General features: G+C 31.3%; 16 protein-coding genes and 1 tRNA gene. 11 read left to right on the plus strand and 6 right to left on the minus strand.

Going from position 1 to position 16,298, the window contains the following annotated elements; translation table 11 throughout:
• Nucleotides 1-963 precede the first annotated feature (963 nt).
• On the plus strand, nucleotides 964-1,350 hold the full coding sequence (locus tag HUW60_RS01215) for a hypothetical protein (protein WP_190600633.1): 387 nt from the start codon (nucleotides 964-966) through the stop codon (nucleotides 1,348-1,350).
• A gap of 61 nt (nucleotides 1,351-1,411) precedes the next feature.
• On the opposite strand, the gene frr is transcribed toward HUW60_RS01215, so the two are convergent.
• Nucleotides 1,412-1,969, minus strand: coding sequence for a ribosome recycling factor (gene frr / locus HUW60_RS01220; RefSeq protein WP_190600634.1), 558 nt, complete (start codon nucleotides 1,967-1,969; stop codon nucleotides 1,412-1,414).
• 3 nt (nucleotides 1,970-1,972) lie between these two features.
• The gene (pyrH, locus tag HUW60_RS01225) at nucleotides 1,973-2,686 is read right to left on the minus strand and encodes a UMP kinase (RefSeq protein WP_190600635.1); all 714 of its coding nucleotides are present in this window, start codon (nucleotides 2,684-2,686) and stop codon (nucleotides 1,973-1,975) included.
• A gap of 84 nt (nucleotides 2,687-2,770) precedes the next feature.
• Here pyrH and uvrA point away from each other — a divergent pair, with 84 nt between their 5' ends.
• Nucleotides 2,771-5,587: an excinuclease ABC subunit UvrA gene (gene uvrA / locus HUW60_RS01230; RefSeq protein WP_190600636.1), complete on the plus strand. Its 2,817-nt coding sequence runs from the start codon at nucleotides 2,771-2,773 to the stop codon at nucleotides 5,585-5,587.
• Nucleotides 5,588-5,991: 404 nt separating this feature from the next.
• On the opposite strand, the gene purN is transcribed toward uvrA, so the two are convergent.
• Both purN and purM read right to left on the minus strand, forming a co-directional pair.
• Complete coding sequence (gene purN / locus HUW60_RS01235) at nucleotides 5,992-6,603, minus strand: phosphoribosylglycinamide formyltransferase (protein WP_190600637.1); 612 nt, start codon at nucleotides 6,601-6,603, stop codon at nucleotides 5,992-5,994.
• 14 nt (nucleotides 6,604-6,617) lie between these two features.
• Nucleotides 6,618-7,619 (minus strand): phosphoribosylformylglycinamidine cyclo-ligase, encoded by a 1,002-nt coding sequence (gene purM, locus HUW60_RS01240; protein WP_190600638.1) that lies wholly within the window; start codon nucleotides 7,617-7,619, stop codon nucleotides 6,618-6,620.
• A gap of 52 nt (nucleotides 7,620-7,671) precedes the next feature.
• Here purM and HUW60_RS01245 point away from each other — a divergent pair, with 52 nt between their 5' ends.
• The 3 genes from HUW60_RS01245 to HUW60_RS05075 all read left to right on the plus strand — a co-directional run bounded on the left by HUW60_RS01245 (nucleotide 7,672) and on the right by HUW60_RS05075 (nucleotide 8,909).
• Nucleotides 7,672-8,238, plus strand: coding sequence for a CDP-alcohol phosphatidyltransferase family protein (locus HUW60_RS01245; RefSeq protein WP_190600639.1), 567 nt, complete (start codon nucleotides 7,672-7,674; stop codon nucleotides 8,236-8,238).
• 161 nt (nucleotides 8,239-8,399) lie between these two features.
• A complete protein-coding gene (locus HUW60_RS04955; RefSeq protein WP_238924499.1) occupies nucleotides 8,400-8,696 on the plus strand; it encodes a hypothetical protein in 297 nt (98 codons plus the stop codon).
• A gap of 87 nt (nucleotides 8,697-8,783) precedes the next feature.
• Nucleotides 8,784-8,909 carry an HdaA/DnaA family protein gene (locus tag HUW60_RS05075; RefSeq protein WP_432759304.1) on the plus strand — a complete coding sequence of 42 codons (126 nt, stop codon included), beginning with the start codon at nucleotides 8,784-8,786 and terminating at the stop codon, nucleotides 8,907-8,909.
• Between the two features lie 67 nt (nucleotides 8,910-8,976).
• Here HUW60_RS05075 and HUW60_RS01255 read toward each other — a convergent pair whose 3' ends face one another.
• Nucleotides 8,977-9,312, minus strand: coding sequence for a hypothetical protein (locus tag HUW60_RS01255; RefSeq protein ID WP_238924501.1), 336 nt, complete (start codon nucleotides 9,310-9,312; stop codon nucleotides 8,977-8,979).
• Between the two features lie 98 nt (nucleotides 9,313-9,410).
• On the opposite strand from HUW60_RS01255, the gene cysG reads away from it, so the two are divergent.
• Nucleotides 9,411-10,811, plus strand: coding sequence for a siroheme synthase CysG (gene cysG / locus HUW60_RS01260; RefSeq protein ID WP_190600640.1), 1,401 nt, complete (start codon nucleotides 9,411-9,413; stop codon nucleotides 10,809-10,811).
• A 58-nt stretch (nucleotides 10,812-10,869) separates the two neighbouring features.
• Here cysG and HUW60_RS01265 read toward each other — a convergent pair whose 3' ends face one another.
• Nucleotides 10,870-11,073 carry a YgaP family membrane protein gene (locus tag HUW60_RS01265; RefSeq protein WP_190600641.1) on the minus strand — a complete coding sequence of 68 codons (204 nt, stop codon included), beginning with the start codon at nucleotides 11,071-11,073 and terminating at the stop codon, nucleotides 10,870-10,872.
• A gap of 95 nt (nucleotides 11,074-11,168) precedes the next feature.
• On the opposite strand from HUW60_RS01265, the gene HUW60_RS01270 reads away from it, so the two are divergent.
• The 5 genes from HUW60_RS01270 to dapE all read left to right on the plus strand — a co-directional run bounded on the left by HUW60_RS01270 (nucleotide 11,169) and on the right by dapE (nucleotide 16,297).
• A tRNA-Leu gene (locus tag HUW60_RS01270) sits at nucleotides 11,169-11,253 on the plus strand.
• Between the two features lie 22 nt (nucleotides 11,254-11,275).
• Nucleotides 11,276-12,079 (plus strand): phosphoserine phosphatase SerB, encoded by an 804-nt coding sequence (serB, locus tag HUW60_RS01275; protein WP_238924503.1) that lies wholly within the window; start codon nucleotides 11,276-11,278, stop codon nucleotides 12,077-12,079.
• Nucleotides 12,080-12,085: 6 nt separating this feature from the next.
• Nucleotides 12,086-13,993, plus strand: a complete 1,908-nt coding sequence (locus tag HUW60_RS01280) for a heme lyase CcmF/NrfE family subunit (RefSeq protein ID WP_190600643.1) — start codon at nucleotides 12,086-12,088, stop codon at nucleotides 13,991-13,993.
• Entirely contained in the window at nucleotides 13,990-15,162 is a 1,173-nt protein-coding gene (gene ccmI, locus HUW60_RS01285; RefSeq protein WP_190600644.1) for a c-type cytochrome biogenesis protein CcmI, read from the plus strand. The genes HUW60_RS01280 and ccmI overlap by 4 nt, the downstream gene beginning before the upstream one ends.
• Nucleotides 15,163-15,166: 4 nt before the next feature.
• The gene (gene dapE, locus HUW60_RS01290; protein WP_190600645.1) at nucleotides 15,167-16,297 is read left to right on the plus strand and encodes a succinyl-diaminopimelate desuccinylase; all 1,131 of its coding nucleotides are present in this window, start codon (nucleotides 15,167-15,169) and stop codon (nucleotides 16,295-16,297) included.
• Nucleotide 16,298: the final 1 nt, after the last annotated feature.

A 16,298-nucleotide genomic window follows, 5' to 3' on the forward strand; every position in this document is an offset into this window, starting at 1 on the left:
AAAAAAAGGAAATAATTATACTGCTCAATTTGTTCTTAACAAACAAAAATTATATGTTTAATTGTTGTAAATCTGGTTATTATTCTGGAACTTGAAAAATTTCTCAAGAGGTTGTGTTTTATCGTTTTTACTTAGGTATATTTTTAATTATATCTAGGAACTTAATGTTTTTAACATTCTGTATTTTCAAACTAAACATGTAGCGTTTTTTTAATGATAAGAAATAAATATTTCGAATTTTATCATAGTATTCTTGGGGCTATTCTTTAACTCTTTTCTAATCAGTAATAAGTGTGTCTAGAGGTATTTTATATTTGGATTAACTGATATTTACTAATTTTTTAAATACAATCTTGGTTTTTGGTGATATAAAACACCTGTAAAACATACTGTGTTAAAAAAATATTTTTTATTTTTTATTCTAGAAATAATGGCAATAATGAATGCATTTGTTGGATTGTTAATTAATGTGTAAATAACTTGAGAATAATAATTAAAATAATAAGAACGATTCATTACTTGTGTAATTTTAGTATGCGGTATAGTAGTAAAGATAGATATTTCATTATGATAGGTTACATTAAGCACAGATTTATTTTTTAAGTGTCTGCCACGGTGAACTATCAATATGATTGGGTATTATGCTAAATAATGGGTTATATTAGCGATTTTTATAAGGCGAAATAATTAATTTTATGAGAATTAATATTCAAATAAGGTATTATATTTTCAAGAATGTTTATATTTTAGATTATAATAATCTTGTTTTTACTATTGTTGTTTACATATGAATGTACAGGGTAAATAAGTTGAAGATTAAATTTAATTGTATTGATATAGTACATTTGTAAAAATTACTCATCATAAATTCATGTAAGAATGGTTATTCTATAATAAGTAGTTTAAAATAAAGGTTCAAAAAATGTGGATAAGTTAATTTATTGAATAATTTGGAGGTATAAAATGATAAGTAAAATACTTAGTTTTGCTATAATATTTATATTAGTAGGGGGTGTAATAGCTGGTGGAGATGGTCATAATATTGGGCTTATTGAACCGATTTTTAATAAAATTGTAGTAAATAGTGAGTACAATCTTGATACAATGCCGCTAATTGAAACTTCTAGAGTAGTTGGACAACAAACTGTAGTTGATTCTTCAGGGGTATTAGTAGTACATGAAGCTTGTAAGAATAGATTTAATTTGCCCAATGATAACATAAAAAGATTTGAACAAGCGTTAGCTAGTGGTATTTTGTACAATACAGGTCCAATTGATGAAATTGGTACATTATTTTCTCCTAATAGATGGGAAGATTATTTTATTTGTATAGAAAATTACCAAAATTAATGTTTATTAGTCAATAAGACGAGCTTTTTATTGACTAATCATTTTTAATGCTATATATAGATTAAATTTCTAGTAAAGAATCTTCTTTTTTATTAAGGTTAATCTCTATTTTTTTAATATATTCGTCAGTAATTTTTTGAATATCGTATTCTGCTTTTCTAGCCTTATCTTTTGATATTTCTTTTTCTTTTAATAATTCTTTAAAATTAGAATTGGCATCACGACGAATATTGCGAATAGCAATTTTGGCTTTTTCTGCTTCATCTTTGACGACTTTTACTAGTTCACCTCGACGCTCTTGAGTAAGTGGTGGTAAATGAATACGTATCACTTGACCTATGGTTTGTGGGTTAAGTCCTAAATCTGATGTCATAATAGCTTTTTCAATTACAGATACCATATCCTTTTCCCATGGGGATGCCTTAAGTGTTCGTGAATCCTCTGTACTGATATTAGCTACTTGAGATAGTGGTACCATAGAACCATAATAATTTATATGAATTTGTTCAAGTAATGACGGGTGTGCACGACTAGCTCTAATTTTACTAAAAGCATTTCCAAGTGAGTTGATACTTTTATTCATTTTATTTTGGGCATTTTGTTGTATTTCATTTAACATAGTTTATTTCCTTACAATAGTGCCTAAAAGTTTTCCTTTTAATAAGTCTGACAATGTGTTGGTGTTTTCTAGTATGCTAAATACACAAATTTCTAAATCATGTTTGCGGCATAGTGCAAATGCAGATACGTCCATAATTTGAAGATTTTTTTCAATTGCTTCATCAAAACTTAATGAATTATAACGTCTTGCATTTGGATTTTTAACAGGGTCATCGGTATAAATACCATCTACTTTAGTGGCTTTAAATACAGCATCTGCACCAATTTCAATAGCGCGTAACGCTGCACCAGTGTCAGTAGTAAAGCATGGATTGCCTGTACCTGCACAAAAAATAATGACTTTGCCTTTTTTTAACGCTTGTTTAGCATGTGTATGATTAATCGAATTACATACACCACCACCTATTGACAAGCCTGACATAACCAATGTATCAACCTTATTTTTTTGACAAGTATCTGCAATAGCAAGTGCATTGATGACAGTTGATAACATTCCAATATGATCACTAGTAATTAGATTTATGCCAGTTTTTGTAAGTGTCTCACCTCTAAAAATATTACCACCACCAATAACAATTGCTATTTCAACATTTTGATTAAGTACTGATTTTATTATATCAACTATTTTATTTAGTGTTATTGGGTCAATTATATTTGTAGTGCTAGCCAGGGCTTCACCACTAAGTTTTAATAAGATACGTTTGTATTTACTCATTACTGTGTGCTGAAAATCATAATATTGAGATAATTTTACCTATCCTTATGGGTATAATAAATATTTGTCTGATATATTTTATATATGAATCATATTAGTATTCGTGGTGCTAGAGTCCACAATTTAAAAAATATTGACATTGATATTCCTAGAAACAAATTGATTGTAATTACTGGACTATCTGGATCAGGTAAATCTTCATTAGCTTTTGATACTATTTATGCAGAAGGACATCGTCGTTATGTAGAGTCTTTATCAGCTTATGCACGTCAATTTTTATCACTCATGGAAAAACCTGATGTTGATTATATTGAAGGGTTATCTCCAGCTATCTCTATTGAGCAAAAATCCACTTCACATAATCCACGTTCAACAGTTGGTACGATTACTGAAATTTATGACTATTTAAGATTATTATTTGCACGTATTGGTATTCCAATTTGTCCAAAACACAAAATTAATCTTGAATCTAAAACTATTCCTCAAATGGTTGATAGTATTGTTAAATTGCTAATGGGTAGAAAAATTATGTTGTTAGCACCTGTTGTTCAGAACCGCAAAGGTAGCCATGTACAATTATTAAAAGAGTTAAATCAGCAAGGGTTTTTAATAGCTAGAATTGATGGTGTAGTTGTGTATATAGATGAAATGGAAGTACTGAATAGTAAGGTTAACCATAGTATTGAAATTGTAGTTGATCGTTTAAAAATACGAGAAGATATGATTTCACGTTTATCTGAATCATTGGAAACTGCACTTAATTTAAGTGCAGGTTTGGTACGCATTGCACCTATGAAAGATGAATCATCCTTGCAAGAAAAGGTATTTTCCGCTAAGTTTTCTTGTATTGAATGTGGTTACTCATTAAGTGAATTAGAACCTAGACTTTTCTCATTTAATAATCCAGTTGGTGCTTGTCAAACTTGTGATGGACTGGGTGTGAAAGATACGTTTGATGAACAAAAAGTTATAGCTAGTCCTAGTATGAGTTTAGCAGATGGAGCAGTTTATGGTTGGGGACGCTCAAATGCTTATTTTTATCAAATATTAATTTTGGTAGGTAAGTATTACGGCTTTAGTATTGAAACACCTTATGAACAATTAAGTGATAAACACAAAAAAATTGTCCTTTATGGGAGTGGCACAGATGACATTGACTTTTCAAGAATCAAAGGACGTAAGGGTTGGTCTAATAAAGCCAAGCCATTTGAGGGTATTATTCCAAGAATGATGCGTCGTTATGAAACAAGTGAGATTCATAGTGTTAGAGAAGAACTTTCTAGTTATATTGTTAGTAAGGATTGCACTGAATGTCATGGCGATAGATTAAATGAATCAGCTAGGAGTGTGTTTATTGATGAAAAAAATTTATCAAATATTGCTAAGCTTTCTATTGTTGATATTTATAGTTTTTTAAAAGAGTTAAAGCTGGAAGGGGTTCGTGGTCAAATTGCAGAAAAAATTTTAAAAGAAATTATTCAACGTTTAGAATTTTTAATTAATGTGGGGTTGGAGTATTTAAGTCTTGATCGTAGAGCAAATAGTTTATCAGGTGGTGAAGCACAACGTATTCGCTTAGCTAGTCAGATTGGCACAGGATTGATGGGTGTCTTGTATGTGCTTGATGAGCCATCAATAGGCTTACATCAAAGAGATAATCAAAAGCTATTAAACACACTTGCCTATTTGCGTGATATTGGCAATACAGTGATTATGATAGAACATGATGAAGAAGCAATTAAACAGGCCGATTATGTAATTGATATTGGTCCTGGTGCTGGCGTACATGGAGGTGAAATAGTTGCCATTGGCATACCTGAAGATGTTGAAAACAATCCTAACTCTTTAACAGGTGATTATCTAAGTGGTCGTCAAAGTATTAAAATTCCTACTAAACGAAAAAGCGCCAATCAATGGATTCGTATTAAAGGAGCTAATGGTAATAGCCTTAATAATGTTGATTTGTCTATTCCTATAGGTGTATTAACTTGTGTGACAGGCGTATCTGGCTCTGGAAAATCAACCTTAATTAATGATACCTTGTATGCTTTGGCAGCAAGGGAGCTTCATTGTGCACAAATAACACCTGCTGAATATGAATCAGTTGAAGGATTAAATTATCTTGATAAAATTGTTAATATTGATCAAAGTCCAATTGGACGTACGCCACGCTCTAATCCAGCTACTTATACAGGTGTATTTTCGTTAGTGCGTGATTTATTTTCACAAACTTTAGAGGCAAGGTTACGTGGTTATAAAGCAGGTCGTTTTAGTTTTAATGTTAAAGGAGGTAGGTGTGAAGCATGCAAGGGTGATGGATTGATTAAGGTAGAAATGCATTTTCTGCCAGATATTTATGTATCATGTGATGTATGTCAAGGTCAGCGTTATAATCAACAAACTTTAGAAGTGTTTTATAAAGGAAAGAGTATTTCACAGGTACTTGGTATGACTGTAGAACAGGCAGTTAAGTTTTTCCAATCTATGCCTAAAATTAAACAAAAACTACAAACTCTAATGGAGGTTGGACTCTCTTATATTACTCTTGGGCAAAATGCAACTACTTTATCTGGTGGTGAAGCACAACGTATTAAATTAGCAAAAGAATTGTCAAGAATGGATACTGGACAAACACTTTATATTTTTGATGAGCCGACAACGGGTTTGCATTTTCATGATATTAAACTTTTGTTATCAGTTATTAATAGATTATGCGAGCGTAATAATACCATTGTTATTATTGAACATAACCTTGATGTTATTAAAACTGCAGATTGGATTATTGATTTAGGGCCTGAAGGGGGCAATAATGGTGGGCAGATTATTGCATTTGGTACACCAGAAGAAGTGGCACAAGTTAAGGAATCCTATACAGGAGAATATTTGAAAACTTACGTGTAATTTATCTTTGACTTCAGATTTTTAATCTGGAACTAGGTTAGTATGTATGTGGTTTATACTTGTTAGTACAGATTGTGTGTAAAAAAAAGATTTTATTGGGATTACTCTGTTAACTTTGATAGTTTAATAAAAATAAATTAGTTTGTATTATACTTCAAATGATTTTTCTAATTTTTGTCTAAGTCATGGTATGGTGAGAATAGATGCAACATCATGGTCATCAACTTGATGATTTGACTAAAAAGTAGACCCTTCTGTTTTTATAAAGGCTAAAAGTATATAAGTCATAGCTTTATTGACGTGATAATATATATTTTAGAGTTAAATAGTGTCATATCTTATAGAGTACTCTATAAGATATGAATGATTCTAAAATAGATAAGAAAGTTAGAATATTACATAAACTAATTTGATAAAATTGTTCCATCTAATGTAGCTTGATTTCCTTTAAGTTTTAGCCTGCCTTGTGTAAACCAATGAATGACTTTTGGGAATAATTTATGTTCCTCAAGTAGAACGCGTTTTGCTAAAGTTTCCTTTGTATCTGTATCAATAATATTAATACTAGTTTGGGCAATAATAGGACCTCCATCAAGCTGTCCAGTCACAAAGTGAATGCTCACCCCATGCTGTTTCTCCTTAGCATCTATCGCTCTTTGGTGGGTATTTAGTCCTTTGAATTTTGGTAATAATGAGGGATGAGTATTAAGTATTTTTCCTGAATATTGATGTGTAAATTCATCACTTAGTATATGCATAAAGCCAGCAAGAATAATAATTTCAGGATTGTATTGATTAATAATATTGCTTAACGCTTGGTCAAATTTTTCTCTAGATGAAAAATTTTTATGACTTATGGCATGAGTAGGAATATTTTCATGTTCAGAGAGTTTAAGACCATAAGCATTGGTGTGATTGCTAATAACTGCTCTAATTTTTAAATTAATAGCAATAGAATGATTAATAATTGATTGTAAATTCGAACCATTGCCAGAAATTAAAACAACACCGTTCATGTTTAATATGCGAGTTAAATAATAACTTGATTACCTTGATTATTCTTAATTTCACCTACTAACCAAGCTTGTTCACCCATTTCGTTTAAATATTCAATGGCATCAGCGCTTTGTTCTTCTGGTACAATAATAATCATACCTATGCCACAGTTAAATACTCGATACATTTCCATCATGTCAATATTACCACTATCTTGTAAAAATTGAAAAATACTAGGTAGTTGCCAAGAATTAACGTCAAGTTTTGCACTCAAGTTTTTAGGAAATACTCTAGGGATATTTTCCAATAAACCACCACCTGTAATATGTGAAATAGCATGTACTGAGAATTTTTTAATCAATGATAGGATTGATTTCACATAGATTTTAGTAGGTTTAATTAGTGCATTTAATTGTTCATCAGTTGGGTTTGATTGGGCTAGTACTTTATGTATTAGTGAGTAACCATTAGAATGTGGTCCTGAAGATGCTAGAGCAATGATGTGGTTACCTATAGTGACTTTTGTACCATTAATTATCTTATTTTTATCAGCAATACCTACACAAAAACCAACAAGGTCGTATTCTTCACCTTGATACATGCCTGGCATTTCAGCTGTTTCACCTCCAATTAGAGCACAACCTGATTGTTTACAACCTTCACCAATACCGTAAATAACTGATGTAGCTAGTTTAGTATTTAATTTACTTGTTGCATAATAATCTAGGAAAAATAATGGTTCGGCCCCTTGAACAATTAAGTCATTTACGCACATAGCAACTAAATCGATACCAATTGTATCGTGTTTATTTAATATTTGTGCTATTTTAAGTTTGGTACCAACGCCATCTGTGCTTGAAATTAGGACTGGATGTTTGTATTTATTAAAAGATAATTCAAACATTGCGCCAAAGCCACCAAGACCAGCTAACACCTCAGGTCTAGTGGTTGATTTAGCAATTGGTTTGATTTGTTCAATAAGCGCATTACCTTTGGTAATGTTAACGCCTGAGTCAAGGTATGAGAGTGATAACATGATAGTTCTTCCGTATAATTAGTTTTCTTAATTTTTTTATAGTAAATAAAAAATGAGTTTTTCTTCATTACCTAATTTGCTTTCGATTTTACGCATTATTTTAACAGTGCCAGTTGTTATGACTTTGTTAGATCGTCAATATTTTTTAGCAATGGTACTGTTTTTTATTGCAGGTATTACTGATGCGCTAGATGGATGGATTGCTAAACGTTATTCCTTTCAAACTAGATTAGGCTCTATTTTAGATCCGATAGCAGATAAGTTATTACTGGTTAGTAGTTTTATGGCTTTATATGTGATTAAATTAATACCATTATGGTTATTGATATTGGTTTTTTTACGTGATTTTATGATTATCTCAGGTACAGTTGGGTGTTTTATTGGCTCAGGCGCCTCTAAAAATGATTTATTATCACCTTCAAAACTTTCAAAAATTAATACTGTATTACAAATTATTTTGGTTTTATTTTTGGTAATAGTACAGATTTATCCAGTCCCGGTACAATATAGTACTATTGTCTTTATTATTATAGCCACTTCAACTATGCTTAGCGGTGCAGATTATGCATGGATTTGGATTGAACAAATTATTTTGCAAGAGAAGAAAAATCCTCAATGAATCAACTTGGATTACCATTTTTATTGAATATCAAAGATATTATTATCTAATTTATCGGTAATAAAAATCAGCAAGTTTTAGACTTTGTTAACAGGCTGTTTACTCAAAAAAGATCAGCTGTTGTTTTTATTTCAGGCATTAAATCTAGTGGTAAAACACACGTGTTACAAGGTTCTACTTTTAGCGCTATAGATAAGAAATTATATGTTGTTTATATTGACATAAAGCAAGAGTTACCAAAAGGAATAATAAGTGACTTAGATTCTGTTGATTGGATTTGTATTGATAATGTTGATTGTTCAAGTATTACTCAACAACAATCGTTATTTGATTTATATAATAGAAATAAGCTAACTAGTGCTAAGTTAATTATTGCCGTAAGCAGTTCACCTAATGAATTGAACTTGTTAAAGGATGTGAAAACACGTTTGTCTTTAGTAGTTACTTTTATATTGTAAGTGCTTAATGATGAACAAAAAATTCTTATTATTGAGCGTAAAATTAGGGATAGGAATATCAATATAAATAGCAAATAATATCATTATTTGTTTAAAGTTTTTTTATGTGATTTGAATGATATTCTAAATGTAATTAGTGTTTTAGAAGAAGCTTCATTGCAACAAAAGAGTAATATTTCTATTCCTTTTATCAAACAAACATTAGGTATTTAAGATTTTTCTCTAAATCTAAATTGTGCAATTTTAGGCATGAGTTTTGAAAAATTAATTTTTTTAAAATCTATATATTTTTTTTGATATCTTTTACTAGATTAGAAATATCTTTGATTTGATTGCTATTGTCAATATTAAGTATTTCTTGCAAAGCCAGCAAACCACCCATTTTAATTTTTAATTGTTGTCCGGTTAATAAATTATTTTGATGGTGTATATTTAAGACAAAATTGCTATTATCACGCAAATTAGTATATAATAATTGACATTGGTTGGAAGATGAGTTATCCAAACAAGCACCAAACTCTTTTTCTGCTATACAATCTTTTGCACTAAACTTACAACCACATTTACCGCTAAGTATTAGTTTGTCGAAAGGACAAGTATAATGTTTGTTTGACATAATAATAAACGTTTTGTGTTTATATGGATATATTAAAACATTATAATATAAGCTTTTATTTTATTTTGTGCTAATTCATTAGTAGCGCTAAACATTACATGAATTATCTACCTATTTTTATTGATATTAAACAAAAGCCTTGTTTAGTTGTTGGTGGGGGGTCTATTGCTTATCGTAAAATTAATCTTTTGTTAAAAGCTTATGGTCAGGTAACTTGTATTGCAAAAAGTAGTTGTAAAAATGTAGCTAAATTAGTTAATGACGAAAAAATCATTTACATTGAAAGAAGTTTTGAGCCGTCTGACGTTAATGGACAAGTTTTGATTATCTCAGCTACAAATAACACTACTCTTAATAAGAAAGTATCTGAGCTGGCTAGTCAAAATAATATTCCTGTAAATGTAATTGATTCCCCGGATTTATGCAGGTTTATTATGCCTTCAATTGTGGATAGATCTCCTATTTTGATTGCCATTTCATCAGCAGGAAAAGCGCCAGTATTAGCACGTATAATTCGCGCAAAGTTAGAAAGTACACTGCCACATGCATATGGTAAATTAGCAGAATTAGCGGGTAATTTTAGAGACCAAGTGAAGGAAAAGTTTAGCAAAATTGAAGATAAAAGATACTTTTGGGAAAAAGTCTTTTCTGGTATTATTGCTGAGAAGGTGTTTTCAGGAAAAATTCAGGAAGCCAAAGCAGATTTGCAAGCACAACTTAATAATACTGTTGAATCTCAAGTAGGTGCAGTTTATTTAGTAGGCGGTGGTCCTGGTGATCCTGATTTATTAACTTTTAGGGCTTTACGCCTTATGCAACAGGCAGATGTAGTTTTATATGACCGATTAGTTTCAGATAGAGTAATGGAGCTAGTTAGACGTGATGCACAGCTGATTTATGTTGGTAAAGAATGCGATAATCATGCCGTTCCACAAGGCGATATTAATCAATTGTTAGTAGATTTAGCTAAAGAAGGTAGGAGAGTCTGTCGTCTTAAAGGAGGAGATCCTTTTATCTTTGGTCGGGGCGGTGAAGAGATTGAAACGTTGGCTGAAAATGGTATACCATTTCAAGTAGTACCTGGTATTACAGCAGCTTCTGGTTGTTCCACTTATTCAGGTATTCCATTAACACATAGAGATTATTCACAATCTTGCCGTTTTGTGACAGGACATTTAAAAGATGGTAGTATGAATTTGCCTTGGCATGAGTTAGCGATTGAACAACAAACCATTGTATTTTATATGGCGCTTAATAGCGTAGAGTATTTATCAGAGCAGTTGATCATACATAATATGCGTCCAGATATGCCAGTAGCATTGATTGAAAAAGGGACTACACCTGAGCAAAAGGTTTACACAACAACTTTGAAAGAATTGCCAAATTTAGTAGAAAATAAAACCATACATGCTCCTACCTTAATTATTATTGGAGAGGTAGTGAAATTAAGAGAAAAATTAAACTGGTTTGACGCTAAACCTATATCATCTAAAAAATAACAAAAATTGTAAATAAAAAATAACAAAAATTGTAAACCTTTTCGTCTAGACGAAAAGGTTATTTAGCACCAAGTTTTTTTGCAATGATTGCCGCTGGACAAAACCCTGTGAATGCTGATTGTAACAGATTAAAACCAACAAATACAGTTAACCATAACCAGTTGGAATTATAAGCAAATGGGCTAATTTCTTGCGCACCTAGTAGTAATGAGATAATAATAACGACACCAGCTATTGCTGATACAATATTATTGATTGTCATACATCTTTCTCCATAATGGTTTATATTCTATTATTATAACATTAATTATAGGTATAATTTCGAACCTTTAAACACTCTTAGTGTTAGATTTAAATGCGGGAGTGGTGGAATTGGTAGACACGCTGGATTTAGGTTCCAGTGTTGAAAGACATGAGAGTTCGAGTCTCTCCTTCCGTACCAATATTGGGTTATTAATTTGAGCATGACAATTATTATTCAACATAGTTTAGATGAAAATATTGCTAAGAAAATTTCAAGCAAATTTCAAGTTTTTAATACTCATATCCGTCATAAAATAGTATCAGCTAATCTTGATGATTTAAGACAACAATATCAAATTGATTTTAACTATTTGCCTAAGCTTGACCTTTCTAGTATTAAATTGTTTGTTAGCGACATGGATTCCACCCTGATTAATATTGAATGTATTGATGAAATTGCTGATTTTGCTAATATTAAGCAAGAGGTAAGCGTTATTACTGAACTTACTATGCAAGGTAAATTGGATTTTAGTAGTTCTTTATTTAAGCGTGTTTCCTTGTTAAAAGGAGTTAGTGTTGATGTGTTAGACAAGGTGTATACTCAGCGTTTATCAGTCAGTTTTGGGGGTAGATCGCTTATCTCGTTTTTTAAAACTAAATTTATTAAAACCGCTATTGTATCAGGTGGTTTTACTTATTTTACTAATCGTTTGGTTAAAGATTTAGCTTTAGATTATGCATGTGCTAATGTGTTATCAATTAAAAATAATCAATTAACTGGTGTTACAGAGGGTTTGATAATTAATGCACAAGCTAAGTCAAATTTTGTTAAAGCATTGTGCGATAAACAAGGTTGGTCATATAGTCAGGTTATTGTGGTGGGTGATGGTGTTAACGATTTAGACATGATGAATATTGCTGGTTTAAGTGTTGCTTATCATGCCAAGCCTAGTATCATAAAACATGTTGATATTATCATTAACTTTGGCGGTTTAGATAAAATAATAGATTTATTCAATCAATAATCTCTTATGTTAATTGAAATTGGACATTTTGCATTGGTACTTGCATTGGTGTTTGCAATGCTACAAGTGGTTTTACCAACTATAGGTATGATTAAGTGCGATGTTATACTTTCTGGCTTATCTAGACCTTTGTTATGGATGCAATTCTTTTGGATCCTGATTGCTTTTGTTATTCTCGTTAACGCTTTTGTTGTAGATGATTTCTCTGTTAGATACGTGGCAAGTAATTCAAATACTCAATTGCCTAATATTTTTAAAATGTCAGCTATTTGGGGTGCGCATGAGGGATCTTTGTTATTATGGGCTTTAATTTTAGCTGCTTGGAGTGTAGCAGTATCTGTATTTTCTAGACGTTTACCTGTTGAAGTATTAAACCATATTTTAATTATTCTTGGTTTAATTAGTATTGGGTTTTTGTTGTTTTTGTTATTAACTTCTAATCCTTTTGAGCGTTTAGATATTGTACCATTACAAGGGCGAGAACTTAACCCTTTGCTACAAGATTTTGGTTTAATTATTCATCCACCTATGTTGTATATGGGTTATGTGGGAATGGCTATACCCTTTGCTTTTGTTGTATCATCACTGATTCGTGGACAGTTAGATTCTACTTGGCTTAGGTGGTCACGTCCTTGGACGTTAATAGCATGGGCATTCTTAACGCTTGGCATCACGCTTGGCTCTTGGTGGGCGTATTATGAACTTGGTTGGGGTGGTTGGTGGTTCTGGGATCCAGTAGAAAATGCTTCATTTATGCCATGGTTAGTGGCAACAGCATTGGTGCATTCTTTAAGTGTGAGTGAAAAGCGTAGTGCATTCAAACACTGGACTGTTCTATTGGCTATTTCTAGTTTTTCGTTAAGTTTATTAGGTACTTTTTTAGTCAGATCTGGTATCCTTACTTCAGTGCATTCATTTGCTACTGACCCTGATAGGGGTTTGTTTGTTTTGATATTTTTAGTGATTGTGATTGGTGGTTCGTTGGCATTATATGCTTGGCGTGCTACTTTACTAATGCAAAGTAGTAATACTTTTTCTCTTTTATCAAGAGAAAGCGGTTTACTAGTTAACAATATATTATTAGTAGCGTCAATGCTAAGTGTTTTTTTAGGCACATTCTATCCACTACTATTAGACGCATTAGGTTTAGGTAAAATTTCAGTAGGCGCACCTTATTTTGACTCAGTGTTTGTGCCTATTATGATTTTGGCAGTATTGCTTATGGCTATTATCCCCTTTTTACGTTGGAAGGCAGATATTACACAAAGGGTGATTGGCTTACTAAAGTGGGTTTGGATAGGTGTAGGTTTTTTGTTTGTGATTAGTGTATTTTTAATCGATAATATTTTAGTTCTACTAGCCGTTTTCTTGTTTATTTGGATAGTCTCACATTCATTAGTACTTTTGTTTCAAAGATTAGGCCAAAAAGGTAGTATAAATCTTGCTTTTATTGGCATGATCTTTGCTCATATTGGTATTGCCGTATTCTTACTTGGTGCTACGGTTACAACCCAATATGGCGTTGAAAAAGATATACAAATGGAAATTGACAAACCAATAACTATGAAAGGTTATGATTTCATTTTTAAGGGTGTGACACGTTTATTTGGCCAAAATTATCAAGGAAATAAAGGTCATGTAGAAGTTTATTTTGAGGATGAAAAAATAGCAGATTTAAGACCTGAAAAACGCCAATATACTACAGGTATGCCAATGACTGAAGCGAGTATTGATTCATCATTATATCGTGATATTTATGTTGCATTGGGTGAATCCTTAGAAGATGACTCATGGAGTTTAAGAATTTATTATAAGCCTTTTGTACGCTGGATTTGGTTGGGAGGATTATTGATTTCATTAGGTGCATTACTAAGTGCATTTGATAGAAGATATCGATTGAGAATAAAAGAATGAGTTTATATTTATGGTTTGCTTTAATGTTGATTGCTTCTTTTATTTGGATAATATGGTTTTTGTATCGACCGATTAAATCTAATAAATTTAATCTAGAAAGTTCTAATATTTCTTTAGGCAAACAAAAATTATTAGAACTTGAGCAAGATTTACATCAAAATTTGATTGATAAAAAGCAATTCAATCAGGCTAAAGAAGAGATTTCAATAACATTAGCTATTGAACTAAAACAAGCGAATAGTATTCAAAATAATATTAGTAATAACATATTAATATTAATATTAATATTAATATTAATATTGTTACCTGTTATGTCCATTGGTTTTTATCAATATCTGACTTCAAAAAATAACATAAACCAATTATTTCAAAATACAGAAAAATCATTAAATTTAGAACAAAGTGTTAACAAAATTGTACAGTATTTGCAAACTAATAGAGATAATGCTGAGGCTTGGAGAATGCTTGGATTGACCTATTTTGAATTAGGAGATTTAGACTTATCAATCAATGCTTATGAGAAATCTTTTCAAATTAATCCTAAAGATCCAAGATTATTAGTTGAATATGCATCTATAATGATTAGTGCTAATGATAATCAATTTTCAGATAAGTCTATTAAGTTAATCAAACAAGCTTTGGAGATTGACCCAAATTCATCAGATTCACTATATTTAGCTGGTATGTTTGCCGCAAGGCAAGAAGATTTAGATTTAGCTAAAGGACTATGGCAACGTGCACTTAATGTTTTACCAAAAGATAGTATTAATAGAGTAGCTTTAGATAATATTTTAGCTGAGTTAAAAGTACTTGAATCAAGTAAGGATATGTCTAAACATTTTATTAGTGTACGTGTTGATGTGTCTGATGAAATACTAAAGTTTAGATCTAGTGAAGATTTTATAATGATTTATGTTAAAGCAGCTAAGGGTAGATCTATACCAATTGCGATTAAAAAAATAAAGTTAAAAGTTTTTACAGGAGAAGTAGTTTTAACTGACCAAGATTCCGTCATACAAGGTAATCAACTATCAACTCATAATCAAGTAATTGTGGTAGTACGTATTAGTACAACTGGTTCTGCTATACGCAGTATAGATGATATACAAGTGCTAAGTAAAGTTATTAATGTGGCTGATGATCCATTTGTTCATTTGAATATGAAATAATCTGATGAGTAAAACCTTAACATTAGCAAAAAAGCTAGTTAGTATAGATTCTATTACTCCGCAAGATAAAGGTTGTCAGTCCATTATGATCAGTCATTTAAATGATCTTAATTTTGAGATTACCGATTTAAAATTTGGAGAGGTTGATAATTTTTGGGCAATTCGTGGTCAACAATCTCCTGTGTTTGTATTTGCAGGGCATACTGATGTTGTGCCTGTAGGTAATGAATCAGAATGGCACATTCCACCTTTTTCTGCTAAAGTTAAAAATGGTATGTTGTATGGTCGTGGAACAGCCGATATGAAAGGCTCTTTGGCAGCCATGCTCAGTGCAACTGATAGATTTGTTAAAGATCATTCTAATCATAAAGGTTCAATTGGTTATTTAATCACTTCTGATGAAGAAGGTCCTGCTATTAATGGCACTGTTAAAGTTGCTCAATATTTAAAAAAAATAAATCAAACAGTTGATTATTGTTTAGTGGGTGAGCCATCATCCACTCATGAGTTAGGAGATTTTATTAAAAATGGCCGTCGTGGTTCTTTAAATGGTTCTTTTAAAATTATTGGGAAACAAGGGCATATTGCCTATCCGCATTTGGCAAATAATCCTATTCATTTAGTCATACCAGCGTTAAATGATTTGTGCAATGAAGTTTGGGATGAAGGTAATGAGTATTTTCCAGCTACTAGTTTTCAAATTTCTAATATCCACTCAGGAACAGGAGTAACCAATGTTATTTCAAGTGAAAGCAATATTGTTTTTAATTTTCGTTATTCCACACAATGTACTCAAGAGCAATTACAAAGTCGAGTTTGTGAAATTCTAGATAAACGTAATTTTGAATATCAAATCACTTGGGAACATTCTGGTTATCCATTTTTAACTCCCAAGGGTAAATTGGTTAATGCTTGTGTTAATGCCATTAAAACGGTAAAAAATATAAATACTAAATTGTCTACTTCTGGCGGTACTTCAGATGGACGTTTTATTGCCCCAATTTTAAAGACTAGAGTTATAGAATTAGGTCCTTTAAATGCAACTATTCATCAAGTTAATGAGTGCGTATCCATCCAAGATTTAGAAGATTTAAGTGATATTTATTATCATATTCTAAAAAATATACTTACCTAGT

The organism is Candidatus Vesicomyosocius sp. SY067_SCS001 (assembly GCF_014706615.1).
Classification (GTDB): Bacteria; Pseudomonadota; Gammaproteobacteria; order PS1; family Pseudothioglobaceae; genus Ruthia.